The 25064-nt window shown below is 67.6% G+C and carries 23 protein-coding genes and 1 tRNA gene; 8 read left to right on the forward strand and 16 right to left on the reverse strand.

The window, feature by feature from the left end; all coding sequences use genetic code 11:
* Position 1: 1 nt before the first annotated feature.
* The 5 genes from ACTJI6_RS03390 to ACTJI6_RS03410 all read right to left on the reverse strand — a co-directional run bounded on the left by ACTJI6_RS03390 (position 2) and on the right by ACTJI6_RS03410 (position 6857).
* The gene (locus ACTJI6_RS03390; RefSeq protein WP_440798022.1) at positions 2-1003 is read right to left on the reverse strand and encodes a sulfate ABC transporter substrate-binding protein; all 1002 of its coding nucleotides are present in this window, start codon (positions 1001-1003) and stop codon (positions 2-4) included.
* Between the two features lie 2 nt (positions 1004-1005).
* Positions 1006-2106, reverse strand: coding sequence for a sulfate/molybdate ABC transporter ATP-binding protein (locus ACTJI6_RS03395; RefSeq protein ID WP_440797836.1), 1101 nt, complete (start codon positions 2104-2106; stop codon positions 1006-1008).
* Positions 2107-2312: 206 nt separating this feature from the next.
* Positions 2313-4304, reverse strand: a complete 1992-nt coding sequence (locus ACTJI6_RS03400) for a capsular polysaccharide biosynthesis protein (protein WP_440797838.1) — start codon at positions 4302-4304, stop codon at positions 2313-2315.
* A 7-nt stretch (positions 4305-4311) separates the two neighbouring features.
* On the reverse strand, positions 4312-5388 hold the full coding sequence (locus ACTJI6_RS03405; protein ID WP_440798024.1) for a polysaccharide biosynthesis/export family protein: 1077 nt from the start codon (positions 5386-5388) through the stop codon (positions 4312-4314).
* A gap of 164 nt (positions 5389-5552) precedes the next feature.
* Positions 5553-6857, reverse strand: coding sequence for a capsule biosynthesis protein (locus ACTJI6_RS03410; RefSeq protein WP_440797840.1), 1305 nt, complete (start codon positions 6855-6857; stop codon positions 5553-5555).
* A 169-nt stretch (positions 6858-7026) separates the two neighbouring features.
* Here ACTJI6_RS03410 and ACTJI6_RS03415 point away from each other — a divergent pair, with 169 nt between their 5' ends.
* The 5 genes from ACTJI6_RS03415 to ACTJI6_RS03435 all read left to right on the forward strand — a co-directional run bounded on the left by ACTJI6_RS03415 (position 7027) and on the right by ACTJI6_RS03435 (position 10755).
* Positions 7027-7644: a riboflavin synthase gene (locus ACTJI6_RS03415; protein WP_440797842.1), complete on the forward strand. Its 618-nt coding sequence runs from the start codon at positions 7027-7029 to the stop codon at positions 7642-7644.
* A 53-nt stretch (positions 7645-7697) separates the two neighbouring features.
* Positions 7698-8186 carry a transcription antitermination factor NusB gene (gene nusB / locus ACTJI6_RS03420; protein WP_126154482.1) on the forward strand — a complete coding sequence of 163 codons (489 nt, stop codon included), beginning with the start codon at positions 7698-7700 and terminating at the stop codon, positions 8184-8186.
* 77 nt (positions 8187-8263) lie between these two features.
* Entirely contained in the window at positions 8264-8575 is a 312-nt protein-coding gene (locus tag ACTJI6_RS03425; RefSeq protein ID WP_440797844.1) for a hypothetical protein, read from the forward strand.
* Between the two features lie 411 nt (positions 8576-8986).
* Complete coding sequence (locus tag ACTJI6_RS03430) at positions 8987-9952, forward strand: DUF481 domain-containing protein (protein ID WP_440797845.1); 966 nt, start codon at positions 8987-8989, stop codon at positions 9950-9952.
* 338 nt (positions 9953-10290) lie between these two features.
* On the forward strand, positions 10291-10755 hold the full coding sequence (locus ACTJI6_RS03435; RefSeq protein ID WP_440797846.1) for an MmcB family DNA repair protein: 465 nt from the start codon (positions 10291-10293) through the stop codon (positions 10753-10755).
* Here ACTJI6_RS03435 and ACTJI6_RS03440 read toward each other — a convergent pair.
* The gene (locus ACTJI6_RS03440) at positions 10736-10954 is read right to left on the reverse strand and encodes a DUF6324 family protein (protein WP_440797848.1); all 219 of its coding nucleotides are present in this window, start codon (positions 10952-10954) and stop codon (positions 10736-10738) included. The genes ACTJI6_RS03435 and ACTJI6_RS03440 overlap by 20 nt on opposite strands.
* Positions 10955-11054: 100 nt before the next feature.
* On the opposite strand from ACTJI6_RS03440, the gene ACTJI6_RS03445 reads away from it, so the two are divergent.
* The 3 genes from ACTJI6_RS03445 to ACTJI6_RS03455 all read left to right on the forward strand — a co-directional run bounded on the left by ACTJI6_RS03445 (position 11055) and on the right by ACTJI6_RS03455 (position 12340).
* A tRNA-His gene (locus ACTJI6_RS03445) sits at positions 11055-11131 on the forward strand.
* A gap of 106 nt (positions 11132-11237) precedes the next feature.
* Positions 11238-11672 (forward strand): DUF883 family protein, encoded by a 435-nt coding sequence (locus tag ACTJI6_RS03450; protein WP_440797850.1) that lies wholly within the window; start codon positions 11238-11240, stop codon positions 11670-11672.
* An 8-nt stretch (positions 11673-11680) separates the two neighbouring features.
* Positions 11681-12340: a phage holin family protein gene (locus ACTJI6_RS03455; RefSeq protein ID WP_440797852.1), complete on the forward strand. Its 660-nt coding sequence runs from the start codon at positions 11681-11683 to the stop codon at positions 12338-12340.
* 53 nt (positions 12341-12393) lie between these two features.
* On the opposite strand, the gene grxD is transcribed toward ACTJI6_RS03455, so the two are convergent.
* The 10 genes from grxD to ACTJI6_RS03505 form a co-directional block, all read right to left on the reverse strand.
* Complete coding sequence (gene grxD, locus ACTJI6_RS03460; RefSeq protein WP_126154475.1) at positions 12394-12756, reverse strand: Grx4 family monothiol glutaredoxin; 363 nt, start codon at positions 12754-12756, stop codon at positions 12394-12396.
* A gap of 44 nt (positions 12757-12800) precedes the next feature.
* Positions 12801-13043, reverse strand: a complete 243-nt coding sequence (locus ACTJI6_RS03465; protein ID WP_126154474.1) for a BolA/IbaG family iron-sulfur metabolism protein — start codon at positions 13041-13043, stop codon at positions 12801-12803.
* A gap of 112 nt (positions 13044-13155) precedes the next feature.
* Entirely contained in the window at positions 13156-13323 is a 168-nt protein-coding gene (locus ACTJI6_RS03470) for a hypothetical protein (protein WP_164555205.1), read from the reverse strand.
* Between the two features lie 357 nt (positions 13324-13680).
* Entirely contained in the window at positions 13681-14592 is a 912-nt protein-coding gene (locus ACTJI6_RS03475; RefSeq protein WP_440797855.1) for a trypsin-like serine protease, read from the reverse strand.
* A 5-nt stretch (positions 14593-14597) separates the two neighbouring features.
* Complete coding sequence (locus tag ACTJI6_RS03480; RefSeq protein WP_440797857.1) at positions 14598-16139, reverse strand: tyrosinase family protein; 1542 nt, start codon at positions 16137-16139, stop codon at positions 14598-14600.
* Positions 16136-18214 (reverse strand): hypothetical protein, encoded by a 2079-nt coding sequence (locus ACTJI6_RS03485; RefSeq protein ID WP_440797859.1) that lies wholly within the window; start codon positions 18212-18214, stop codon positions 16136-16138. Before ACTJI6_RS03485 ends, ACTJI6_RS03480 begins: the two co-directional genes overlap by 4 nt.
* Positions 18211-20478: a hypothetical protein gene (locus tag ACTJI6_RS03490; protein WP_440797861.1), complete on the reverse strand. Its 2268-nt coding sequence runs from the start codon at positions 20476-20478 to the stop codon at positions 18211-18213. The genes ACTJI6_RS03485 and ACTJI6_RS03490 overlap by 4 nt, the downstream gene beginning before the upstream one ends.
* A 9-nt stretch (positions 20479-20487) precedes the next feature.
* The gene (locus ACTJI6_RS03495) at positions 20488-22758 is read right to left on the reverse strand and encodes a hypothetical protein (protein ID WP_440797863.1); all 2271 of its coding nucleotides are present in this window, start codon (positions 22756-22758) and stop codon (positions 20488-20490) included.
* Positions 22759-22778: 20 nt separating this feature from the next.
* Positions 22779-23462 carry a hypothetical protein gene (locus ACTJI6_RS03500; RefSeq protein ID WP_440797865.1) on the reverse strand — a complete coding sequence of 228 codons (684 nt, stop codon included), beginning with the start codon at positions 23460-23462 and terminating at the stop codon, positions 22779-22781.
* A complete protein-coding gene (locus tag ACTJI6_RS03505) occupies positions 23459-25060 on the reverse strand; it encodes a phospholipase D-like domain-containing protein (protein WP_440797867.1) in 1602 nt (533 codons plus the stop codon). The genes ACTJI6_RS03500 and ACTJI6_RS03505 overlap by 4 nt, the downstream gene beginning before the upstream one ends.
* Positions 25061-25064: the final 4 nt, after the last annotated feature.

The following is a 25064-nucleotide window of genomic DNA, read 5'->3' on the forward strand; positions in this document are numbered from 1 at the left end:
CTCATTGATTGACGAACACCGTGTCGAGGATGCCGCCTTCCGCAAAATGGTCGGCCTGCACCTTGTCCCAGCCGCCGAACACGTCATCGACCGTGACCAGCTTCACGTCGGGGAAGTTGGCGGCGAATTCGGCGGTGATCGCCTCGTCATGGACGCGGTTGAAGTTCTTGGCCAGGATGCGTTGCGCGTCGGGCGAATAGAGGAAATCCAGATAGGCCTTGGAAACCTCGGTGGTGCCTTTGCTTTCCGTGTTCGCGGTCACGACGGCGACGGGGAATTCCGCCAGCAGCGACAGCGACGGGGTGACGCGTTCCAGCCTGGCATCGGCATATTGCTGGGCGATGCCGCCGGTCTCGGCCTCGAAGGTGATCAGCACGTCGCCGATGCCGCGTTCGGCGAAGGTCGCGGTAGCCGCGCGCCCGCCCTGGTCGAAGACCGGGACATTGGCGAACAGCGTCTTCACGAAGTCCTGCGCCGCCGCCTGGTCGCCGCCGTTCTTGTCCAGCGCATAGGCATAGGCCGCCAGATAGGTATAGCGCCCGTTGCCGCTGGTCTTGGGGTTCGGGAAGATCACCTGCACGCCGTCCTGCGTCAGGTCGTCCCAGTCGTCGATATTCTTGGGATTGCCCTCGCGCACCAGGAAGGCGGGCAACGAATAATAGGGCGAGGCTTCGTTGGGGAAAGCCTCGCGCCAGTTTTCGTCGACCAAGCCGTCCTTGGCCAGCACGTCGATATCGGTTACCTGGTTGAAGGTCACGACATCGGCGGGCAGCCCTTCCAGGATCGCGCGGGCCTGTTTCGACGACCCGCCATGCGATTGGTCGATGGTCACGGTGCGGCCGGTTTCCGCCTTCCATTTTTCGGCAAAGACCGGGTTCAGTTCGGCGAACAGTTCGCGGGCAATGTCATAGGAGACGTTCAGGATCGCGTCCTGGGCCGCCAGGGGCGAGGCAAGGCTCAGCACAACGGCAAGCGCGGCAGACAGGCGGGTTTTCACACGGATCGTCACGGACGGGACTCCTTCAGGGCCTTGGGTGTTTCGACAGGGGCGGCGTCGGCGGGCGCGGCGCCGCCGGGAAAGATCTGGCCCGCGATGACGCGCAGGGCGACGGGTTGGTCCTTGCGCAGGTCGCGGCCCTGGCGGCGCGGCATCTCGGCCTCGATCCGGCAGGCGGCGGCGTTTTCCGCCACGATCCGCAGCAGCGCCCCGGTCGAGGCGATTTCCGTCACCCGGAAGGGCGCGGCGGGGTCGGGGACGGGCTGAATGTCGGCGGGGCGCAGGAACAGCGTGGCGGGGCCGTCCGGCAGGGCGCGGCGGGGCAGGGCGGTCAGGTCCAGGCCCGCCGCCTGCGCGCGGCCCGACCGGATCGTCACCGGCACCTCGACCGTCAGGCCCAGGAAGCGGGCGACGAAGGGTGTCGCGGGATGGTCATAGATCTCGTCCGGATGGCCGGTCTGTTCGATCACGCCGCCGTTCATCACCACCACGCGGTCGGCCAGTTCGAAGGCTTCCTCCTGGTCGTGGGTCACGAAGATGGTGGTGGTCCCGGCGCTGTCGTGGACGCCGCGCAGCCAGCGGCGCAGGTCGCGGCGGACCTGGGCGTCCAGTGCGCCGAACGGTTCATCCAGCAGCAGCACGCGCGGCTCGATCGCCATGGCGCGGCCCAGGGCGACGCGCTGGCGCTGCCCGCCCGACAATTCGGCCGGATAGCGGTCCGCCAGCCCGTCGATCTGAAGAAAGGCAAGCAGCCGGTCCACGGTGGCGGCGATCTGCGCCTTGCCGGGCCGGTCGGCGCGCGGCAGGACGGTCAGGCCGAAGGCGATGTTGTCGCGCACGGTCATGTGCGGAAACAGCGCGTAATGCTGGAAAACGAAGCCGATCCGGCGTTCGGCGGCGGATTTCGCCAGCCAATCGGTGCCATTGAAGGACAGCGCGCCCGCATCCGGCCAGTCCAGCCCGGCGATGATCCGCAAAAGCGTCGTCTTGCCCGATCCCGAGGGGCCAAGCAGGGCGATCAGCTCTCCCTTCCCGACGGTCAGGTCGATGCCGCGCAGAACCTGGGTCGCGTCGAAGCGCCGGGCAAGATGCGAGATGGCAAGCGACATGGGCGGACCTTCCTGATTGCGCGCCACAGTTAGCAATGCCGCGCAGGCTTGCCAAGGAACGGGGCTGGGCGTTCCAGGGGCCCGCCGGAGAACGGCATTCTTCGCGGACAACGCTGGGGAAAATCCCGGTCCGCCATGGGCCGTGACGCGCAGGCCTGGTTCGCGAAAGCGGGGACGGCGGCGCGACATTGTCCCTTTTTGCGCGCTCAGCGCCGCCAGATCCAGCTGTGCCCGGCCATGCCGCCTTGCAGCTTCGACAGCAGGCGCAGCATGGGCGTGCGCGGGCCGATGCCGTGGCGCAGCCGGTCCACAGCGACCTCGACCGGGCAGGGCAGCCCGGTCACCGGGTCGCGATAGCGGGGATAGGCGACCAGGCAGGCATGGACCAGGGCGGCCAGGTCGGGCCGTGCGACGCGGCGCGGCGGCACCGGCCCTAGGTCGCGGGTCAGGCCCCAGCCCGCATAAAAGGGCGCGCCCAGGGTCGTCACGGGGACGCCGCGCAGCAGCGCCTCGAACCCCATGGTCGAGGTGATGGTCCAGACCTGATCGGCAAGTGCCAGCAGGGCGACCGGGTCGGCGTTGACGGCCACCTCATCCGCAAGGCCCGAGGCGTCGATGGCGCCCCGCCGCAGCCCGGCCTCGACATCGGGATGGGGCTTGAAGATCAGATGCGCGTCGGGGTTCTCGCGGCGGACGCGGCGCAGCAGGTCCAGGTTCGTGCGTTCCGCCCCCGCGCCCAGCCGGATCGAGGCGTCGTCCTCGACCTGGCCTGGAACCAGGATGCGCGGGCGGTCGGTTGCGGCGGGGCGATAGCTGCCGGTCAGGTTGTATTTCGACAGGCCAGCGGCCCGGATCGCCGCGATCAGCCGTTCCGCGCGCGCCGCCCCGCCAGGAGGCGGACCGGTGGCGATCAGCCGTTCCAGGCGGCTTTCGCGCGCCGGATCGTAATAGATGCCCAGGTCGTCGGCCACCAGCGACAAAGGCGGCGTCAGGGCGGCCCCCAGCCCGCGCGACCGCAGGAACCCGTCCTCGACCCGGATCGCGCCCGGCACCGCGGCGGCCGCGCCCGCCCAGGCCAGGGTCACGCGGGGCGAGGGCTTGCCGGTAAAGCGGACGCCCGCCCCGTCGCCGAAGGCGCGGGCGATGGTCGGGCGTTTCCACAGCCGCATCCCCCCGGCCAGATGCCCGTCGCGATCCTGGCGAAAGGCCTGCGCCTCGGCCTCGATCTGGTCCAGGGCGCCGTCGAAATCGGTCAGGCGGTCGCGGCAGGGATCGTACCAGACCGGGGCGGACAGGTGGCTTGCGGCGAACAGCGCCTCGGGCGTGGCGGGGCCGCGCCGTCCGGGGGGCAGGGGATATTCGTCCTGGCTCAGCCCCCACCCGGCATGGAAGGGCTGTCCGAACAGCCGGGGGCGGTGGCCGGCGAGGATCGCCTCGTATCCCAGCTGCGAACTGACCGCATAGACGGCATGGGCGTTTTCCAGCAGCCGCCAGGGCGAGATCTCTTGGTCGCACAGGGCCTCGCCGGGCGCCAGGTCGGCGCGGTCCAGATGGCCGGGCCGCAGCCCCCGGATGGTTTCGGGATGGCTGCGCAGCAGGATCGGGCGGCCCGGATGTTCGCGCCGCGCCGCGTCCAGCATCGCCAGGAACCTGTCGCGCCCCGCGCCCATCAGCGACGCATCCCCGCACGTCTGGTCGATCACCAGCACATAGCCCGGACTGGGCGCGGGCAGGTCGGGCCGATGGGCGTTGTATTTCGACAGATCCGCCGCGCGCAGCCGTGCGATCCCGTCGCGGGCGCGCTGTTCCTGGGCCGAGGGAACACCACGCAGCACCAGGGTTTCGATCAACGAAGGGCGCGACGGGTCAAAATGCACCCCCAGCAGGTCGATCAGCAGGCCGACCGGTCCGCGCCGGGCGACATGACCCCGCGCGCGGCCCGGCAGGATGGACCGCAGGAAAGCGTCCTCGACCGTGACCAGGGCCGCGCCCCTGCGCCGGGCGACGGCGCGGCCGCGCCAGGCGGTCGGGCTGGCGCCCCAGACCGCCACGCTGTCGCCGGGGCCGGGCAGTCCCAGCCGCAACTTCCAGCCCGCAAGCGCCAAGATCCGGCGCAGGCGCGGTTCCCGCCAGAAGCCGCCGTTGAATGCGAAAAGCCGCCGGTGCTTGGCGCCGGCGGCTTGCGTTTCGTCCCTCACCCGTCTGTCAGTCGGTCAGGTTCTGGACGGAATTGGCAGAGTTGATCGGCCCGATCAGGGCTGCCAGCCGCTTCTGCCACTGAACATAGGGCGCCTCGGTCACATAGACCGTATCCTCGTCCCGGATCAGGAAGTCGCGGGCCAGGAACAGCCCGTTGGGCCGCGTGAGATCCAGGACATAGGCAATGCGCTGCGATCCCTGCACCGACTTGCCCAGCACGCGCGAGGCGACCTGTTCGGGTTCGTCGCGCAGGATGAACACGCCGGTCGGATCGGCCAGGTGAGAGTTCAGCCCCCCGACCATGGCGACGGCCTCGACGGCGTTGATCGATTCATTGCCCAGCGGAACGCGGGTCTGACCGCCAAGCGCGCCCAGGGCGGTGAAGCTGCGCTGATCTTCTTCGACCAGGATCACGTCGCCGGGGCGCAGCGCGATGTCGTTACTGGCGTTGGAATACAGATCCGTCAGCCAGACCTTGCCGGTGTTGTTGCCGCGTTTGACGGTGACCACCGCGATCTCGGGTTCGATGGACACGCCGCCCGCGCGCGCCAGCATCGCCGACAACGACCGGGTGGGCCGCTCGATCGGGTAGACGCCCTGAGCCGTGACCTTGCCCATGACCGATACCGTGGCGCCGTTGCCGGCCACCCGCGTCACCGTGACCTGCGGATCGGGCGTCTGGGTGGCAAGCCGTTCGGTGATGATCTGGCGCAACTGATCGGGCGTGTTGCCCGCCGCCTGGACCCGGCCCGCATAGGGCACGAAGATATAGCCGCCGCTGTCCACCTGGATTTCCTCCAACGCGGTCGAACTGTTCCCCAGCGAGGTCAGCAGCCCGTCATCCACGTTTTCCCAGATGGACAGGCCCAGCACGTCGCCCGCGCGGATCTCGTCGGCGCCGACCTGCCCGGCGCCCCGGAAGCTGTTCGAGAAACCATAGGACGGGGTGAAGTTCGTCGTGCGGGCAACGTGATCGTTCACATAGATCACATGCGTATTGCCGCCCTTTTCGACCGCCCCGGAATAGATCTCGGACTTGCTGGGGCCGGACCGGGGCAGGCTGCACGCCGCCAGCAGCGTCATCGCGGCAATCAGCGTCAGGCGCGCGGCCAGACCCGCCGCCGAACGGGCAGGAGAAAGCTTCACTGTCACCTCTCGAAACTCCTGTTCCTTTGCCCGGACTTGCTGTCCGGTTGTGCGCGCAATTCTAGACTGCGCGGTCGGCGGGCGCCACACCTTCCTGCGCGCTAGTCCAGAACTTCGCCGATCTGCTGGCGGCGATGACAGCGGCCCGCCGCCAGCGCCTGATACGGATCCTCGGGTGCCAGGATCAGATCGGCCACCAGCCGCAGCGCATGGGCGCGCGAACGGCGGGAATAGAACCCCCCCGGCACCTGGCTGGTTTGCAGCAGATAGTCGCGGAACAGGCGATAGGCGGCGGTGTCGGGCCGTTGGGGATGGGCCATGAAGTCGGCCAGCGCCTGTTCCGACACCAGCCCCGGCTTGCAATAGACGGCGCGACCCAGGGCCTTGACCGGCAGGCCGCGCCACAGCGCCTGCTGGGCCGCCGTCGAATTGACGGTGATCACCGCGCGGGCATGGGCGATCATGTCCGCCAGCTTGCCGCCCCGGACGTAATGCACCCGATCCGCCACGCCGTGCCGTGCCGCCGCGTCGCGGATCGACCGGCGGTTCCGGGCGCGCCCGTCCTCCAGCGGATGGGCCTTGAACAGCAGGTGGTGGTGACGGGGGGCGGAACGGGCGAATTCCGCCACCACCTGTTCGATGAACTGCCGGTTCAGGGAAAACGGTGAATGGCCCAGCATGTTGGAATCGTGTTCCAGTTGCATGGGCACCAGCAGATAGGGATCGCCCGACAGCCGGAAGCGTCGCCACTGGACCGCGCGGGTCAGCGAATGGACCGGCGTCAGGATCAGCCGGCCGAGGTTCAGGCGGAATTCGTCGAAGACCGGCAGGGCACGGTGGCTGGCGAACTGGCGATAGCGGCGGTTCGCGACCAGCACCAGGAAATGATACAGCGCCCCATAGGCCTTGTGCTGGCGCATGTCGCCCCAATGGGCGGGCGGGCGCCGGACCTCGGACGCGGTGTCGCGCAGCATCGCGCGCATGTCCGACAGAGAGATATTCAGCAGCGGCGAATACCCGTTCGACCCGCCGCGTTCATAGCTGATCCAGTACGGGCGCAGATAGCCTTCCTCGAACACGTGCAGCCGCAGGTTCAGCGCCTGGGCGGCGTGGCGGGCGACGGCGTGGATCGGGCGCATGTCGCCGTAAAGAACGATGTCCGTCACCCCCTTTTCGGCCAGGATCATCGTCAGATGGGCGGGCCAGTCCGCGCTGCTGCCGGTATGGCGCAGCAGATGCACGGGATCGGACCAGAAGAATTCGTCCCCCGCGTTGAAGGCGCATCGCCAGACCTGCGCGCCCGCCGCCCGCAGCAATCGGCCCAGCCGGTCGAAGAACGGGCCATGCGGTCCCTGCAACAGCAAGAAGACGCGCTGCGGGGACGCATCCCGCTGAACTTCCTGCATCGCACTGAAATCGTTACGAACTTGGAACACTGGGAGAACCCCACGAAGCGCAACACACGCGCGACACAAATTTTTCACAGGAAGGTTAACAAAGATTTAACGGCATGCCGGACTTGCGCCGGTTCAGGCCATCGCCTAGGTCTTTTCGCTGGAAACATGGGGTGCGCAGGTGTTCACAGGTATCATCACGGATATCGGCACGGTCGCGTCGGTGGAAATGCGCGGCGACATGCGCGCGCGGATCGATTGCGGCTATGACATGGCGACCGTGGACTTGGGCGCCTCGATCGCCTGCGACGGGGTCTGCCTGACCGTGGTCGACAAGGGGCCTGGCTGGTTCACGGTCGACATCTCGGCCGAGACGCTGTCCAAGACCAATATCGGCGCGAATGGCTGGCAGGTCGGGCGCAAGCTGAACCTGGAACGCGCACTTCGCGTGGGCGACGAACTGGGCGGCCATATCGTCAGCGGTCATGTCGACGGCGTGGCCCGCGTGGCCGAACTGCACGAAGAGGGCGACAGCCTGCGCCTGACGTTCGAGGCCCCGGCCGCGCTGGCCCGCTTCATCGCGCCCAAGGGATCGGTCGCGCTGAACGGCACGTCGCTGACCGTGAACGAGGTGGCAGGCAACCGCTTCGGCGTGAACCTGATCCCGCATACCCGGCAGGTGACGACCTGGGGCGGCGTCGCCCTGGGCGATGCGGTCAACCTGGAAATCGACACCCTGGCCCGCTATGTCGCCCGGCTGGCCGAGGCGATGGCCGCGCCGCTGCCCGCCGGGGCTTGACGCGGGACGGCTTTCGCGACATTGCAGCCGGTCTCTGTGACAAGGCCCGATCCATGACCGTGAACGACGACAAGCAGACCGACAAGCGCGCCGACCGCCGGGCGAAAAGCAGCGGGGCGCGCTTCTACGCCGTTCAGGCCCTGTATCAGATGGAGGCCGCCGGTCAGTCCGCTGACCGGGTGACGCGGGAATTCGAACTGTATCGCCTGGAGGCCGAGGACGAGGATGGGCAGTATCTGCCCGCCGACGAAGGGCTGTTTTCCCGCCTTGTCGATGCGGCGGTGACCTGGCAGTCGCGCATCGACCAGGCGACCGATCGCGGCCTGGTCGCCAAATGGCCCATCGACCGGATCGATCCCGTACTGCGCGCCCTGTTCCGCGCCGCCGGGGCGGAGCTGGTCACGCCGCAGACCCCGCCCAAGGTGGTCATCACCGAATATGTCCGCCTGGCCGAGGCGTTCTTTCCCGAGGGCCGCGAGCCGAAATTCGTGAACGCCGTCCTGGATCACGTCGCCCGAGAGCTGCGCCCCGAGGCCTTCTGACGCAGGCCCCACTTCCTGCTGCTTTTCTGTCGGAAATACCCTATATCCTGGATCTGTCGTCCGATTTGGGGTGCGTCATGCCGATCATGGTTCGTGTCTATATCCGCAGCGTCCTGATCGGCGCTGCGCTGGCCTGTTGCTTCGTGGCCGCGCTTTTGGCGCTGGATGTTGCGCATCTGCGGCACCTTGTCCTGAACAGCACCGTGGGCTGGCTGGCCGTGGTCATGCTGATCGCCTTCAACACCATCGTCTTTTCTGGGGTTCAGTTCGCCATCACCGTCACGGGCCAGGCCGAATCGCCGCCGTCGTCCGGCCGCCGGTCATGGATCGGGCGTCCGCCGACGAAAGAGGCGGTTCGGGTGCCGGTCACAACGGGGCCGCGAAAATAAACCTACTCTGGTTCCTGCGGCGCGATTGGGTGTGATATCGTGTCGATTATGCAACAGCTGGACACGTTGCCACGGGACAAAATTCCGCACAGATTTTAGGCAATCACGGGATTATTTCATCCACCTTGCCGGGCCACTGGCAAGCCAGCGAGATGCCGATGACCGATTTGGTTAATCGCGCCAAGAGGTTCCAAAGCATCGAATTGAGTTCCCGACTATCCTATCACCCGCATGTTTCGGCGGAATTTTGCCTGTTTTGTCTCTGTTCAAACCCTCTCACGTTTTCGGGACGTGCAGACGTTTTTCGCGGCCCTATGAACCAGGGCAGGGGGGGATTACTTCATCTTTCGCAGAGATGCTCTGGCGTCCCACAGACGTTCAGAACAACAAAACTCAGCTCGTGAGGAAAAGATGAAAAAAGTTACGCTGCTGACCGGCTCCGCCGCTCTGATCGCCGCACTGTCGGCTCCGGCATTCGCCCAGACCGAGATTGCGGCGGGTGCGGATGCGACCGGGATCTCGGGTATCAACGACCGGATCATCGATGTCGAGGACGCCGTTCAGGACGATTTCGACCGTGATAACGACGACGCGCGCTTCGGTAACCCGGATCGTCGCGAAGGTCTGTTCGGTTCGATCGCGTTGACTTATGCTGGCAGCACCGGCAACACCGAAAGCCAAGACTTCTCGCTGGCAGGACGTGTTTCGAACAATGCCGGTCCCTGGCAGCAGTCGGTAGGGATGCTGATCGAATTCGGTGAAGACGATTTCGGCAACAAGGACAAGGAAGAAGTGTCGACCATCTATGATGGTGCTTACTACTTCAACGACCAGTTCTATGCCTTTGTCCTGGGTCGCTTCAGTGTCGATGGTCTAGCCAACGGCGAGGCTGATTACGACGGCCAGCCCGACAACGAGATTGCCGAAAAGCTGGGCGATTTCGCCCGCGACGGCTTCATCGGCGTGGGTCCGGGCTATCGCGTGATCAACACCGAAACGACCGCTTGGCGGGTTCAGGCGGGTATCGGTTATCGCTATACCCAGACGGGCGCCCAGAAGGCTGGCTTCGATCTGGAATACGATCCGGTGACCGACAGCTACGACCGTGTTGCGGTCAACGATTCGTCCGATAGCGGCGTCGGCTATATCGTGTCGTCGCGTCTGTACCACCGCTTCAACGACATGGTGTTCATCACCAATGACACCGACTATCTGTCTTCGAAAGATTCGGATGACGTGATCACCAACCAATTCGGCGTCAACTTCCAGATGTCCGACCAATTGGCGACCCGCGTCAGCTACACCACCGAGTACCAGGAAAACCGTCCGATCCGTACGGACAACACCCTGGGCGTGTCGGTCGTCTACGGGTTCTGATCGCAGCCACAGTCATCGAAAGGGCGGCCCGCAAGGCCGCCCTTTTCGCATGTATTCGGTATGGAAAAACTGCCGATGCCAAGGGCTGTTGGGTCGGGTGGCGGGAACCGCAGCAACCGCGGCGGCGCGAGATTTCCCGAAAGCCTGGATTACCAGGTGGGCGCCGGGTAACGAGACCAGGGTCACGCCAGAGCCAGCCCCCTCGGAAAAGTTATAGGCCAGTGGAAAAATGGCCGCGCGCGAGAGGAGCAGAAACCCGCCATCCCGAGAGATAGGCGCGAGGCAGGGCCACTTCAAGCGCCTTGAAGGATGTTGCCGCTTCGTTCTATAAACGGGCCATGACCCATCTGGATCCGACCCTTCCCGCCATGCCCGGCCACCGTCTTGCGCGCGGCGTGGGTCGGCTGTTGCGCAGCATGGATCACGCGGTGCTGACCGAATTCTCGCCCAGTCGCGGCCTGCGGGTGGATGTGATCAGCATGGGCCCAAAGGGCGAATTCTGGATCGTCGAATGCAAAAGCTGCCGAGCGGATTTCATGGGCGACCGCAAATGGCAGGGTTACGTCGAATGGTGCGACCGCTATTTCTGGGCGGTCGATTGCGACTTTCGCTCGGAACTTCTGCCCCCCGACACCGGGCTGATCTGCGCCGATGCCTATGGCGCCGAAATTCAGCGCATGGCCCCCGAGACCCGGCTGGCAGGCGCGCGCCGCAGCAAGATCATGCGCGACTTCGCCCGCGCCTCGGCGTTGCGCCTGCAAGGCTTGACCGATCCCGATGCCCTTACCGCCGGGGTTTTTTAGGCTTCCCCCCGGTCTTTCCCATGCTACGCGCGGCTTCGGCCGCGGCCAGCAGTTCCTCGGCGATTTCGGTGGCTTCCTCGGGATCGAAATCCAGCGGCAGGTCGATCCCTTCGGCTTGCAGATAGATGCGCACCATGCCCTGATCGGTGGGGCCGACTTGCAGATTGGCCGCAATGTCGCTTTGGCTGTTGATGCTCATGACCGTCATCCTTCTGTGATGGGTTTCTGTAGCCTGCATGAATTTTCACGGCAAGTCGGGCTTGCAACGGGACCGAACCGGCGTTACAGAACGCATCCGTGCCGCCTTAGCTCAGCTGGTTAGAGCGCTAGATTGTGGATCTAGAGGTCCCCCGTTCGAGCCGGGGAGGCGGTACCATTTCCCCAAGGTCCGGCATTCAATTAATCTTCTGCGGTGCGGAACAATGCCCTTGTTCCATGTGTTTAAGCCCTGATGGTGACAATCACACCGGAGGACATTTTCCATGGCTGAACACAATCCCACCGCGAACGACCTGAAAAAAGACGCCGCCGCCGCAGGGCAGCAGGCCAAGCGCGACCTGAACGAGGGCGCCCGCAAGATCGGCGAGGATATCCGCGATACGGCCGAAAAGCTGGCAAACAACTCGGGCGCCGAGAACCTCAAGGAACGCGGTGCGGAACTGGCGCAGAATGCCCGCGAAACCGCGCAGGATTACGTTCACCGCGCCCGCGAGGTTGGCGGCGAATATGCCGGCCGCGCCAAGGCCGAGGCCGAGCGGCTGTACGAGACGGGCCAGCAGAAGGCTTCCGAGGTCGCCCATTACGCCGAGGAGCGGTATGACGAAGTGTCCGAAATGGTTCGGCGCAATCCCGCGCAAGCCCTGGGCATCGCCGCCGGTATCGGCTTCCTGGTCGGCCTGATCCTGGCCCGTCGCTGAGGTTTCCCATGTTCGACTATGCGCAGCGTCTTCAACTGGCTCTCAAGGACACGGCGCGTCGGTCGGTCATGAAGGCGGCGGCCGGGGTTGTCCTGGCCGTCGCCGTTGGGTTCCTGATAGCAGCCCTATGGTCGTTCCTGGCCCATAATCTGGAATTCGGACCGGCCTTGGCGTCTCTTGCGGTAGCTGTCCTGTTCATCCTGATCGGCCTGATCCTGTTCGCGATGTCCAAGGCCACCCGTCACGAAATGCCGACGACAGACGATCTTCGCAAAGAGGTCGAGGCTCGGGTCAGTCTGGCAGCCGATGCGGCGGTCGAAAAGGCGCGTGCCGAGGCCGAACGGGTCGTGGACATGGCGGGCCAAAAAGTGTCGTCTTTGATGGACGAGGCCAGCTACAAGGTTACGAAGCTGGCCGATGACACAGAACGTCGGGTCTTCGGCGCGGCGCGTCATGCGGCGCAGGCCGTGGGGTTCACGCAAGGCAACCTGGATACCGTGCGGTCCAAGGTCGAAGGCGCGACCGAGACGCTGTCCCGCGCGCACAACAGCAACGCGGGCAGTATGGCCAAGCTGTTAGGAGCTTTTGCCATCGGCGTTACCTTGGCGGCCAAGTTGAAGGAACGACAGGACGATGACGATTACGACTATCAGGATGACATCCTGTAAACTGAACGGGCCGCCCAAGAAGGCGGCCCGCTTATGTTTAAAATCCGATCGGATCAGGCGTTCGCTTCGCGAATCTTGTCCGCGGCGGCCTTGTCATAGGACACGCCCTTCTGGTCGAACAACTGATCCAGTTCGCCCGAAAGGGTCATCTCGGTCACGATGTCGCATCCGCCCACGAACTCTCCCTTGACATAGAGCTGCGGGATCGTCGGCCAGTCCGAGAAATCCTTGATGCCCTGGCGGATATCGTCATCGGCCAGCACGTTCACGTCGCGGTAATCGACGCCCATATAGTTCAACACGCCCGCGACGCGGCTGGAGAAACCGCATTGCGGCATTTCCTTGGTGCCTTTCATGAACAAGACGACATCCGCATTGTCCACCAATCCTTGAATTTTTCCAGTTACTTCCGTCATGTCTTTCATCCTGTGTCTGATGGTCTGGCCAAGGGGCAGGGGCCTCAGTCAGGCGCTTTGGTGGTCAATGCCAAGGCGTGAAGGGCGCCCGATTTGCCCGCCATCTTGTCCTGCAACGCCGCATAGACGGCGCGCTGCTGCTGGACGCGGTTCTGACCCCGGAAGCTTTCGTCGATCACCTCGGCGGCATAGTGATTGCCGTCGCCCGCCAGGTCGGTGATGGTGATCTGCGCGTTGGGAAAGGCCACGCGGATAAGGGCCTCGATGTCATGCGCTTCCATCGCCATGGGATTGTCCTTCTGCCTTTGCTTTTCTGATGTAGGGGAAGCCGAAAGCTCTCGCAAGACCAACGCCGAACGGCCGCGACTGGCGCGGCCGTTCAGGACGTGGTTTCAAAGATCAGTTCGCGGTCGCTGCGCCCACGGTTCCGCCGACGATCGCGCCCGCAGGCCCGGCGACAACCGCGCCGCCAATGCCGCCGGTCGCCGCGCGTTCCGTCGCCGTATTGCCGCAGGCAGCCAGCATGAAAACGATGCTGCCGCAGAGACTTGCCGTCAGTATCCGCATCAGATTGTCCTTTCTGCGCACCCAATTGCGCCGCTATTTCAGAAAGCGTCGGAACTGACAAAAGTTCCGCAGGGGCAAGCCCAAATGCGACTTTGGCTGCCGGGAAAGTTTCTGGCGTCGGCAGTCGCGTTCGGACTTTGCCGCAGCCTGCAATTTCGCGCGCCGGCGCAGGGCAAGATGCTAGGGCGCCCCGGTCACGTCCCTCCAAGTGGTGTAACGTCCGGGGTGGCCCCAGGGCATGAGACAGCTTTTTGCGAGAATGCTGAGAATGGGACCGATCTTCTCCTTCTGGATCTGAGCGAAGGCCTTCGTTATGTCGGCGGCACAGGCAGTCCGCCTGCATGACAGATGCCGTCGCTAGATCGTCGGGGCGGACAGTCCCAGCCGGTCGCAATCGGCCCGCACCCAGTCGCGCAGGATCGTCAGCACCGCGTCGTCGAAGCGCGGCGCGGAATTGGCGGTGATATGCAGGTCGGCGGGCGTTCCCGGCACGCCATAGGCATGGATGCCGACGCAGACCGGCGGGCTGTCCGGGGCATCCTGCGCCCAGACCGGCGCCCCCGACTGGCCGCTGACCGTGTCGATGTCATAGAACAGCCGCCGGGGCGTCACCGCCATGATCCGGTTCGCGTGGTGATACTGCGTTTTGGCCAGTTCCTTGTCGGTCGGATAGCCCGAGACGTTGACCATCCGCCCCAGCAGGTCGGCATCCGCAAGCTGCCGGATCGGGAAGATCCCTGTCCGGTCGCCCAGCGGTTCGGGCAGGTGGATCGCGGCGATATCGTGATCGGCGGCCTGGCCGTCGACCCAGACGTTGAGGGTCGAGAAATGCGCCGCCTCGACCTGGCCGAAGGGAAAGCTGGCGCCGGTGCGGCCGGCGGCGACCACGATCCGGTCGGCCCAGCCGCCGAAGAACATCGGATAATGGACGCAATGCCCGGCGGTGACGACGGTCGCCGGTCCGGCCAGCCAGCCGGTGCCCTTGAAGATGCCGCGCGGGCCGATCAGGTCAAGCTGGCAGATCCGCTTCCACGGATCGGCGCCCGCGTCGGGCACCCGCTGGCGTTCGTCGTTGCCGATCACGGTTTCCAGCCCTGTCACGGGATTGCGGGCGCGGGGGCCGGGGCGGGGCGGCTGGAAGCCCGCCGCGGGAACTGGCCCAAGGGGCGCGGCGGCGGGCGCCACCTGGCCCGCCTCGACCGGGGCCAGCGGTTCACGGGCGGGTGCGGGGGCGTCGAAGGCGCGGTTGCTGACGCTGAACAGATCCATGCCGGTCACCGGATCAGCGACACGCGGCCCACAGTGATCTCGGGCAGCGCGCCTGCCTCGACACCCGTGGCCTCAAGGGGCGCTCGGGGCACGATCCGCACGTCGATAGCGCCGCCGTCATAGATGCCCGCGCGGATCTGGCGGTCGATCAGACCGCTGACATCGAAGGCCTCGTCATAGGTGTCGCCGCCCTCGGGCGGGGTGAAGGGCGCAAACAGGCCCACGAAATAGGCCGGATCCCTGTCGCGGGCCGCGCCTTCGGGGGCGTTCAGATAGACCTCGAACACGGTGCGGGGCGGCGTGTCGAAGCGGATGTCGTCCAGCCGCAGCACGACCGGCTGGGACAACTGGTCGGGCGTGGTGGTCGCGAACAGGTCCGGCCCGCCGGCCTCGACCACGGGCTGGGTCTGGATGGTGACGCCCTCGCGCGACAGGGTGACGGGACCGGCCGATGCCGCCAGTTCGCTGACCGGCGCCCCCGCCTCGACCCCGCTGTCCGCCTGGGCCAGGGTCACGGTCCCGGCTTCGGGCGCGGCCGCGTCGTCATAGCGGTAATCCAGCCGCGTGACGGTATCCATCACCTCTCGGGTGGTCATCTCGACCAGGTGGCCATCCTCGTCCCAGAAGCGGTGGACGCGGCCCAGGAAGGCGCCGTCGCTGACATTGGTTCGCCCCCGCGCGTTCCAGCGGGCCCACAGCCGGTCGATGTTGCAATGATGCAGCCAGAAGATTGGGTCCAGGGCGGCGGTCGCGGGATCGGACATCAGCCCGTCGCCGCCCAGCGTCACGTGGATGATGTTGTGAGGCTGGCTTTCGATTTCCTGGTAGAAGCCCGGCCTGGCGCCGGAGGGCGCGGCCGAGGTTTCGTTGAAGGCCCCCGATGTGCTGACCGATCCGCTGTCCAGGGCCGTGCCGCTGTTGATGCCCGGCGCGCGGGCGCTGCGGAACAGGGCGTTGGCCGCTTCGGTCGCGGGGTTGCGGAATGCCTCGGGCAGGGCGCGTTCGGCGGAGCTGTCGGTATAGTTCCAGTAGGGCAGCATGAAATCGGCCTTGCCCGAGGCTTTCCGCACGATCCGTTCGAAGAAATAGACATACATCCGGTGCCAGGGCAAAAACCGCAGGTTGCGGTGCTGGCACAGGTTCGTGCGGTCCAGGTAAAGCTGCAATTCCACCGGCAGAGCGTTGAAATCGTGCGCGTCCGCCGGGTTCGGCAGGTGGATCGCCGCCTGGAAGCGCCAGCTTGTCACGTCGGAATAGGGCTTGGCCATCATCGCCTTGACGCCGTTGCGATAGGCCTCGATCATGGCGCGACCTTCGGCGGTCTGGGCCAGGGCATAGATGTTGCGCCTGACCCGCGTGCCCTGCGAGGTGCCGCCGCCCGACCCCCCGGATCCGCCCGATCCGCCGCCGGGCTGGGCCGGGACGCTGGCGGGCCATGCCATCCCGATGGCTGCGGCCCCGCCCAGGGCGGCGGTGCCCAGAAAGCCGCGCCGGGACAGCGCGGCGACATGCGGGCCGGGGCGGGCCGGATCGTGATCGGATGTCATGGAGATCCTCCTTGCAGGGGCGCCGGGGCCGGGTGGCGCGGCGGGATGGAATCGGGGACATGGAACGGGACGGGCGCGGACAGGCGGCGTTCCAGCCAGCCATCGGCGTGAAGATAGATCGCCGCCCGCAGGCCGCCGTCCCGGCGCAGGGTCAGGGTGTGCAGGCTGCGCGGGGCGGTGCCGTCCCGCCGCAGCGCGGCCATCAGCGCCAGCGCAGACGCGGCGGACAGGCCCAAGCCGTCGGCCCAGGCGGCGATTGAGGCTGTCTCGTGCCCGCCGCGCCAGGTCACGCCCTGGGCTGCCTGGGTGGCCAGCGTCAGTTCTGGGACCACGCCCCGGACCGGATCGACATGGACCGCCAGTCCCGACAGCCCGCGCAGCGCCGCCGCTGGGCTGGCGATGCCGGGGATTTCAGGGGTAAAGCCGGGCGGCAGCGCCAGTCCCAAGGCATCCGCCAGCCGCCCGACCGCCGCCGCGTCATGGCCCGGCAGTTCCCAATAGACCTTGGCCCCCGCAAGCCCCTGGGCCGTCAGCGCCAGTCCCATCTGCTGCGGACGGCCCGCCGCCAGGGCCGCATCCAGCGCCAGCAGGTGAGGACCGATCGCCGCGCCCCCCGCCGACGCGACGATCCGCGCGGCAAGCGCCAGCCGACAGGCGGGATCGGGACCGGCCACAGCCAGGTTGGCATAGGCTTTCAGCACCGGCTGCGGTCCCTGCGGGCCGTCCGTCAGATCCAGCCCGCCCCAGATCAGGAACCGCTCGGCCGGATCGGCCCGGCGGGCCTGGGCGATCAGCGGGGCCAGGCCCGCCTGCAACGGCAGAGGATCCATCCCCAGCACCTTCGCCGCCCGGATCAGCGCCGCGCGCGCGGTCCAGGCCCGCCCGCCCGGAGACAGGCGCGGGTCGCCCAGGTCGCAGGCCAGCCGCAGCGCGGGCCGGTGATCGGGATCGAGCGTGGCCGAGAATTCGACCGGCCAGCCCCGCGCGAGGCTTGAGACCGCTTTGTTCGGCCAAGGCAGCGGCGCGCCCAGCAGCGGGTCCAGCAGGGCATGGCCCGCGTGATGCGCCAGCCGGGCGGCCTGGGGCGACAGGCCGAGGGTCCGGGCCAGTGGCTCCAGATCCTGTGCGACGCGGGGCGCCGGGCGGGGGTGTGCGGGTCGGGTCCGGGGATCGGGCAGCGCCGCAAGGGCGCGCAGGGCGGCGGCGGCGGTCAGCGCGCCGCGTCCCTCGGGGCTGGAATCGCCCGGCGGGGATGCCGGATGGCGGGGCGGAGCCAGCAGGACGGCATCCGCAGGCCAGCGGCCAGGCCCCGCCATCCGCGCGCAGGCGTCGGCCAGGGCGTGGGCGCCCTGCGCCGCATCCAGCAGCCCGCGCGCCTGGACCAGCGTCACGGCGTCCAGGGCGGGCATCGCTGGCGTGGCGGGATCGGGGAGGCGCGGGCGCGGGGCGGGGCGGCCAGCGGCGGCCCAGACCTCGACGGCGGCCAGGGTGGCGGTGCCGGGGCCGGGCCACCAATAGGCGCGCCAATGCCCCGCGTCGTCCTGGGCCAGGGCCAGGCGCTTGCGCCACAGCGCCGCCAGGTCGTCGCGGTCCAGTGCCTGGGCGGCGAACAGCGCCAGGGCGGATGCGGCGTCGACCTCGGGGCAGGGCAGGGACCAATGGTCCCAGGACCGCATCGGGCCATAGGTCGCCCAGCCCTGGGCGGGATCGCCCTGCATGGCCAGGAAGGCGGCCGATGCGGGCGCGGTCCGCCCAAGCGCCGCGAACAGGCGCAGCACGGCGGCGGTGCTGTCGCTGTCGGGGGGGACCGCCCCGTTGTAGCCCCAGCCGCCGCCGGGGCGTTCGCGCAGGCGCAGGGCATCGGCGGCGCGTTCGGCGCGCGCCCGCGCCGCAGCCGCCAGGGCCGGTGGCAGGCGCCCCGATCCCGCCGCCTCGGCCAGGGCGAGGGCCGCCACGGCGCCCACCCAGTCGCGGCTTTCGCCGGGGCGCAGGTGGAAGCCGCCCCACAGCCCGTCCGGTCCCTGCATCGCCATCAGTCGCCGGGCGGTCGCGGCAAGGGCGTCCGGGTGCCTCATCCCGTGCCCCCGTCCAGCGGCGGCACGAAGACGAACAGCGTGTCGCCGACATGATCGGCCGGATCGCTCCACCCGCCGAAGCCGCCGGGCCAGACGCCCCGCGCCGTCACCGACAGGCGCAGGAAGCCGTCGCCCGCCGTTCCGCCGGCGGTCCCGGCGGGGATCAGGTCGTCCAGGTTGCGTGGAAAGGTCACGCTGCGTTCGGGTTCGGACGCCATCAGCGTCACTTGCACGGGGGCGGCGCCGTCGCGGGTCATGCGCACCTCGACCGCGACCATCCGGTCGGGGCCGGGGCTTGCGGCAGCCTGGGCCAGTTGCGGCGACAGGATCCGCAAACGCCAGCCCGCGGTTCCCGGAGGCGCCAGCGCGTGGATGGCCCGCAGCGCCGCGTCGGGATCGACGGCGGCCGTCACGCCGGTCAGCACCGGAACCACGGTGTTCCAGACCGCGCCTTCCGGGGCGGCGACGGGGGCGAAGGTCAGCGTCGCGCTGCCGCCTGCATCTATGGTCAGGGGGAAGGGCTGGGCGGGCCGTGCAGCCAGCACTGCGGCAGGCAGCAGGGCGTTTTCGTCCAGCAGCAGCAGCGATGCCTCGGCCCCCGCGACGGTGACGGGCTGGGCGGCGCGGTTGGTGATGTCGACGCGTTCGGGATTGATCGTCGCGGTCGCCACGAATTCCGTCAGCGGCAGCGCGCCCAGCCGCTGGAAGGTCAGGACCAGCGGCACGCGGCGCAGCGGTGCGGCGGCGCCGTTGACGGCGGGGGCCAGCGTCACCTCGACCGTTCCGGTCAGGCCGACCGGGCCGGTCAGGATGGTGGTCAGCAGGGCGTAATATTCCTCGCTCACATCCAGCGTCAGATCGAAGGGCGAGGCCATGTCGATGGCCACGCCGTCGGCCTCGGCATCCTCGGCGACGGCGATCTCCTCGGGGAAGATGGTGCGCAGGGTCAGCCGCGCGCCCGCGACGCCCCCGGCGATGACCTGGGGATGCAGATAGATGCCGCCGCTTTGGCGCGACAGCGCGGCCTGAAGCCCTGCGACGCGGGCCGGGTCGTACCAGGGTTCGGTCCGCAGCATCACCCGCAACCGGCGGCTGCCGTCGGGGGCCGCATACTGGACCGGCAGCATGTGCGGAAGCCCGCGCGCGGCGTCATAGGCCAGCCGGTATTCGTGCGGAATCAGATAGACGGTGTTGACGAATTCCGCCGGGCACAGCGTGCCCCATTCGCTGTCCTGCCAGTCGCCGGGCAGCGTCGCCGCGCCCGAGATCGCCCGGAACACCCCCAGGTTCTGGTCCAGCGTCCGGTCGAAGAAGAACGGCACCCGCCGCGTGAACGTGGTCGAGACGCCGCGGTCCTGGGGCGCGCCTGGACCCACCCAGATGGGCATGTCGATGATCTGCAAGTCCTTCCAGCGGGCCAGCAGTTCGGGCGAAACCAGCGCCCCCTTGGCGATCAGCGCCGGGTTGATCCCGTGCAGGCCGCCTGCGCCGGTGCGGGGGGCATTTCCCAGGATGACCGCCAGCGGCACCCGGATCCCGGGCGGCTGGAACCGCGATTCCACGGTGATGATGTCCGCGCCGGTGCGTTCGCGCGGCAGGCGGATGGGAAAGCGGGGGCGTTCGACGGGTTCCCGTGGCGGCGGGGGATCGTCGGTGCGAGGCGGGTCGTTCGGCACGAAGATGACGGGCGGGTCTTCGCGGACGCGATAGGATGCCGCATAGGTCGCTGTCAGCGCGCATCCCGCCGCCGGATCGGTCATCGCCTGGACCAGCAGCGCCACCTGGTCGGGGGCCAGCGGGGCCAGGATGCGCATTCCGCCCAGGATCCCCTCGTCGCCTTCCATCGGCGTCGGCTCGGGCAGCACGAATTCGCCGCCCGCCCAAGTGAGGCGAAGCGGCCCGGTCAGGACGCCCAGGGTTGTCGTCCCGTCCGGCACGCCCCCCGGCAGGCTTTCGCGCAGGCCGATATGCAGGAACACAGACCCGTCGATTTCCTTCAGAAAGGCCACATCGGGACCGGGAAAGCTGCCGCCGCGCTGCCCAAGCGCCAGGGTCGGGCGCGCGAAGCTGATGCCGTCGATGGCCGGATAGGCGCGGTCGTCCCCCACCGGCTCGTTCGCGGGCAGGAACACCGGCTCCAGCCGCATCGCCATTTGCAGGGCGCGCATGACGATGCCCATGTCCGCCGCCGCGCGGTGGGGGCGGGGCGTCACCTGCACCCGGCGCGAGGGTTCCTGAACGATGCTGAACAATGCGTTCGCCATGGCCGCGCCCTACCTGAGAACCACGAAGGGATCGTCGGTCTCGACCGGTGGCTCGATCAGGTCGTCGGTCGCGACCCGGCCCACCCGCCGCACGGAATAGCGGAAGCCGCGCCGGGCGGGATCGGCGATCAACCAGGACCAGGTCTGGACCTTTTCGCCGCTGTCCGCGAAGAGCAGCGGCTTGCGCAGGGAAATGCCGTGAGCCGGATCCTCGTATTCCAGCGTCACCATCATGCGGGCATAGCGGGTCCAGTCCACCATTTCGGTGTCCACCACCACCTCGACCGCGCCGGCGCCGCTGGGACCGACGGTGATGATGTCGCCCAGCGTGCCGGAATGGTCGGTCGTCGCCTCGGATCCGTCGAGGCGCAGAACCTTCACCCGGTAGTCGAAGCGGGTCAGATCCTTGTCCACCTGGCGCACCGTCCAGTCCCGGTTGCGGGTGGCGGCGTCCAGCGTGAAGGTGGTGTGTTCGACCAGATCGTGGGCCGGATCGGCATAGGTGGCGGTGACGACGATCATCGCCACGTCGGTGCCGAAATCGCCGCGCCCGGCGAAGGTGGTCGTCACCTGCGATTCGAACGGGCTGGTGATGGTCAGCGCCTCGGCCGCGTTGTCCTGGGGCGGCAGGGTCAGCGTGGATCCGTCCATCATGCGATAGACGCGTTCGACCCGATAAGGCCGAATGGCGCCGCCCGCCGGGACCGAAACCAGCCAGCTTGCGGTCGGGCTTGCGGGCGACAGGGTGACGGTCTTGACCGCGCCGCGCGCCGATGCGTCGGGATAGGTCAGCGTCACATCGACCGAGGACACCTCGGGCGGCATCGGTCCCAGCAGCAGGTCCACCTTGACCTGGCCCAACTGGGCATAGCTGATGACCAGGACTTCGCCGGTGCCTTCGCTCCAGCCCCCGGCGGGCGGATGTTCCACGGTCGCCATGGATCCGGTGAAGTGGACCACGGTGCGGTATCGGTAATTGGCCTTGGCCGCCCGATCCGGCCCCATCGCCAGGTCGAAGCGGAACTGCTGCGGCCCGTCGTCGCGGCTCAGCCGGATCTGCTTTTGCACGCGGACACGGCTGTTCTTGATGTCGTCGAATTCGTCATAGTCGATGAAGACGCTGACCAGCAGGATCGGATCAACCTCGAAATTGATGTTGGGCACCACCGTCAGCGTCATCACCGGGATGTTGGGCTGGGACAGGCTGGCATAGCGGATGGCGGCGGCGGCCTCGGCCGGGGTCAGGTTGGCCCCCAGGATGGCGTTGGCGCCGTGTTCGATCTGCACCACGTCCCGGCGGCTGATGGTCACATCGACGACGCCGGTATCGGTGGTGGTTTCCCGGAACCAGTAGCCGCGGCCCTTTTCATCGGCCGATTCATCCTCGGACGGGATGGCGGTTTCGAAGAAGCTGGGCAGGATGTTGTTCTGAAGGATGGTCAACGCCATCTTTTCCAGTTCCTGAGTCAGATCCTCGGACGGGTCGGCGTCTCGGAAATCGCCGTCGTCTATTTCCACGGTCAGGCTGTGATGGGTGTCGCGAAAGCTGGACAGGGTGGGCGGCGCATACCAGACCAGCCGGTGAATGAAGGCGCCGTGGACGGTCAGGAAGCGGCGCATGAAGGCGTGCTGGCGCGCTTCCTCCAGAAACTCGCGCCGTTCGCCATGAATGCGGATGGTGATGGCGGGAATGCGCGCGATCATCATCAGCTTGTCATAGCGGACCTGAATCGGCAGGGCGCCTTCCTCCATCGTCTGGCGGATCAGGCGGGCGCCGCTTTGCGTCAACTGATAGGAAAAGCTGGCGCTGTTGATGCCGGTGGCCAGGATCGGGCAGGTGCCCTGGGCCGCGATCTGCAAGTCGGCGCCGAAGGTGGTGGCGGTGGCGGTGCCGCCGATGAATTGCGGCGCATAGCCCAGTTCCGGCTCTCCCGGCCGCAGCAGGATGCCCAGGAAGCGGAAGCCCCGGTTCAGTTCCTCGGCCAATCGCTGGCGCAGGAAGGCGCGGATCCGGTTCTGGTCGGCCTGGCTGATTTCCAGTCCCACGGTCATCTGCAACATGCCGCGTTCGACATCCTCGGTCGCGGGGATGGGCTGGGAGTGGTCGCGGGTATAGGCGATCAGGTCGATCATCGGGCGGCTGGCCGGGTCGCGCGGATCGCTGCGCAGGATCTTCGGCTTGCCCGAGACCATATAGAATTTCCGCGCGTTTTCATCGTCGCGATAGATGACCACGTCGGGGACGCCGGGGACGGTAAAGCTGCCGTAAAGCGAAAGCATGTGCGTCGGTCCTTATCCTGTCAGGTTCGGTCGAATCCGGCCCAGATCACGTCGCGGCCCCGCGGCAGGCGCAGGGGGTGGTCCCGCCGGATGGTCAGGACCGCCACGCCCTGCCGCCGCGTCGTGGTGCTGCTGGAGGTGCTTTCCAGCGTCAGGTGCCCGTCGCCGCCCGACAGGCGCAGCGTTTCGTCAAGGCTGATCATCGCGTCGGGCTCGCCCATGCCGCGCAGGGTCAGGGTCATCTGCGCCACCCCGTCGGGCAGGCCGCGATCCCAGGCGCGGGCCAAGGCCTTGCCCGCATCGCCCACAGGCGCCTCTCCGTTCAGGGCGACGGTGCCGCCGCGCCAGGCCGTGACATGGGCGGTGGCGGCGGTTTCAGGGTCTGGCATCAACACCGCGCGCAGGTCCAGGTCGGCCTCGGCCATCAGCAGGCGGGGGGGCGGGACGTCGGGCCGGACCAGCTGCGCGGTGATCGCCGTCAGGTCGGACGGCGGCGCGTCGCCGCGCAGGGGCAGCGTCCAGAACCCGCCCAGGATCCCCTCGGCCCTGTCCCTCGGCCCGCGTCCCATGATGGTCAGGGACGGCGGGCCGTCGCCGGTCAGATCCAGCGGCAGGACGTGGTGCGCGTTCGGATCGGCGTCGTCGCCGAACACCAGCAGGTTGGCCCGGCCCGTGACCGCCCGCAGGGTTCCCAGGGCGATCATGATGTCACCGGAACGCCGATATTGCCGGTCAGCATCAGCACCAGGTCGGATCCCCAGCTTTGGCGGCTGTCCACCTCGAACAGCGCGTCGGCTGCCAGCCGTTCCACGGTGGACAGGGTGGGGACCGCGACCGGGGTCGAGATCCGCTGCAACGGCCCCTGCGTGCCGCCTTCGGGGATGGCGAACCAGCGGTTCAGCGCCGCCGTCAGATCGGGTTCCGCCGCGCCGAAGATGCTGTCCCACAGCTGGCGGCGGAAGGCGGGGACGGCGGCCTCGGCCTCGTCCATGAAGGCGAAGCCGTGTTCGAAATCGGTGAACTGCGACCGGACCGAGAAGTTGGGCGACCCGACGAAGCCCCATTTGTCGTCGGCGATGGCGATCTTGCAATGCACCACCTTCGACGAATGGTTGAAGATCGCCACCCGCGCCTTCTGCGCCGCCGTCAGCCCGCGCATCAGGTGGAAGTTGATGGCCCGCGCGCGTGTCCAGGATCCGATGTCGCTGGGCCGGTCGTTCGGATCGAACCGGCCCGTGACCAGCACCACGCGGAAATCGTCATCCGCCCGCAGCCGCGCGTTCAGCGCGTCGCACAGGGGTTGCGAGGACAGCATCTGATCCTCGACATAGTAATAGGTCTCGGCCCCGCCGATGGCCGCGCGCCAGCCGCGATCCACGTCGAAGATGCCGCTGGGTGCGAAGGTGCAGGTGTCGTTCATCGGGATGGGCGAGAATCCGAACAGCGACGGGAAATTGAACTGCGGCACGGTGCGCAGTGATTGCGCGTGGATCCGCCCTGTGGACGGACGGCCCGCGCTGCGCGCGGGGATCGCCGCCGCTGCCGCCGTGCGGTTGTCCAGGTTGATCGCATGGATCTTGCCGCCCAGGGTCACCGAAAAGGACAGCGGCTTGACCGGGCGGGACTGCACCTCGTTCCACATCTCGCGCCAGAAATCGAAGGCGGGCTGGGCGGCGGGGCCGGTCAGGCGCAACTGCACGTCGCGCCAGATCGGATCGTGGCGGTCGTTCACGCAATCGAGGCCCCCGGTAAAGACCGTCATCTGGTCGTCGTTGCCGACGATCGCCATCTTGGCATGGACCGCCCCCGCCGGATGGGACAGCGTGTTGCAGGCCACCTTGTTGGCAAGCGCCGGTTCGGTGCGCAGTTCCTTGACGAAGCGCATGGTGCCATAGCTGGTGCGGAACGCCTCGGCCGCTTGGGACTGGACGATGCTGGATCCCATCATCTCGGGCGCCAGAACCCAGCCCAGCACGCGGACATCGATGCCCGCCCGCGCCTTGGCTTTCAGCAGCGCGGTCAGTTCCGGCCCGCCGGTCATCGCGTCGAGCGAGAACAGCGGCGTGAACCACCAGCCCGCCAGCCACAGGATCGGATTGCCGCTGGCGGGCAGCGCGTCGATGGCGGCCTTGAGGCGGGCGAAATAGGCCGGACCCATCAGCAGGGGTTCGACCTCGTTCCCCAGGTGGATCGGGACAACGGGATTGGCCGTGCCGTCGCCCCCGCCGCTGCCAAGGATGCCGCTGCCGCCCGCCGGTTCCGAGGTGAACATGTAGCGCTGCTTGTCTGTATCGAAACTCATGATC

This window comes from Paracoccus sp. 22332, from assembly GCF_052045125.1.
Lineage (GTDB): Bacteria > Pseudomonadota > Alphaproteobacteria > Rhodobacterales > Rhodobacteraceae > Paracoccus > Paracoccus haematequi_A.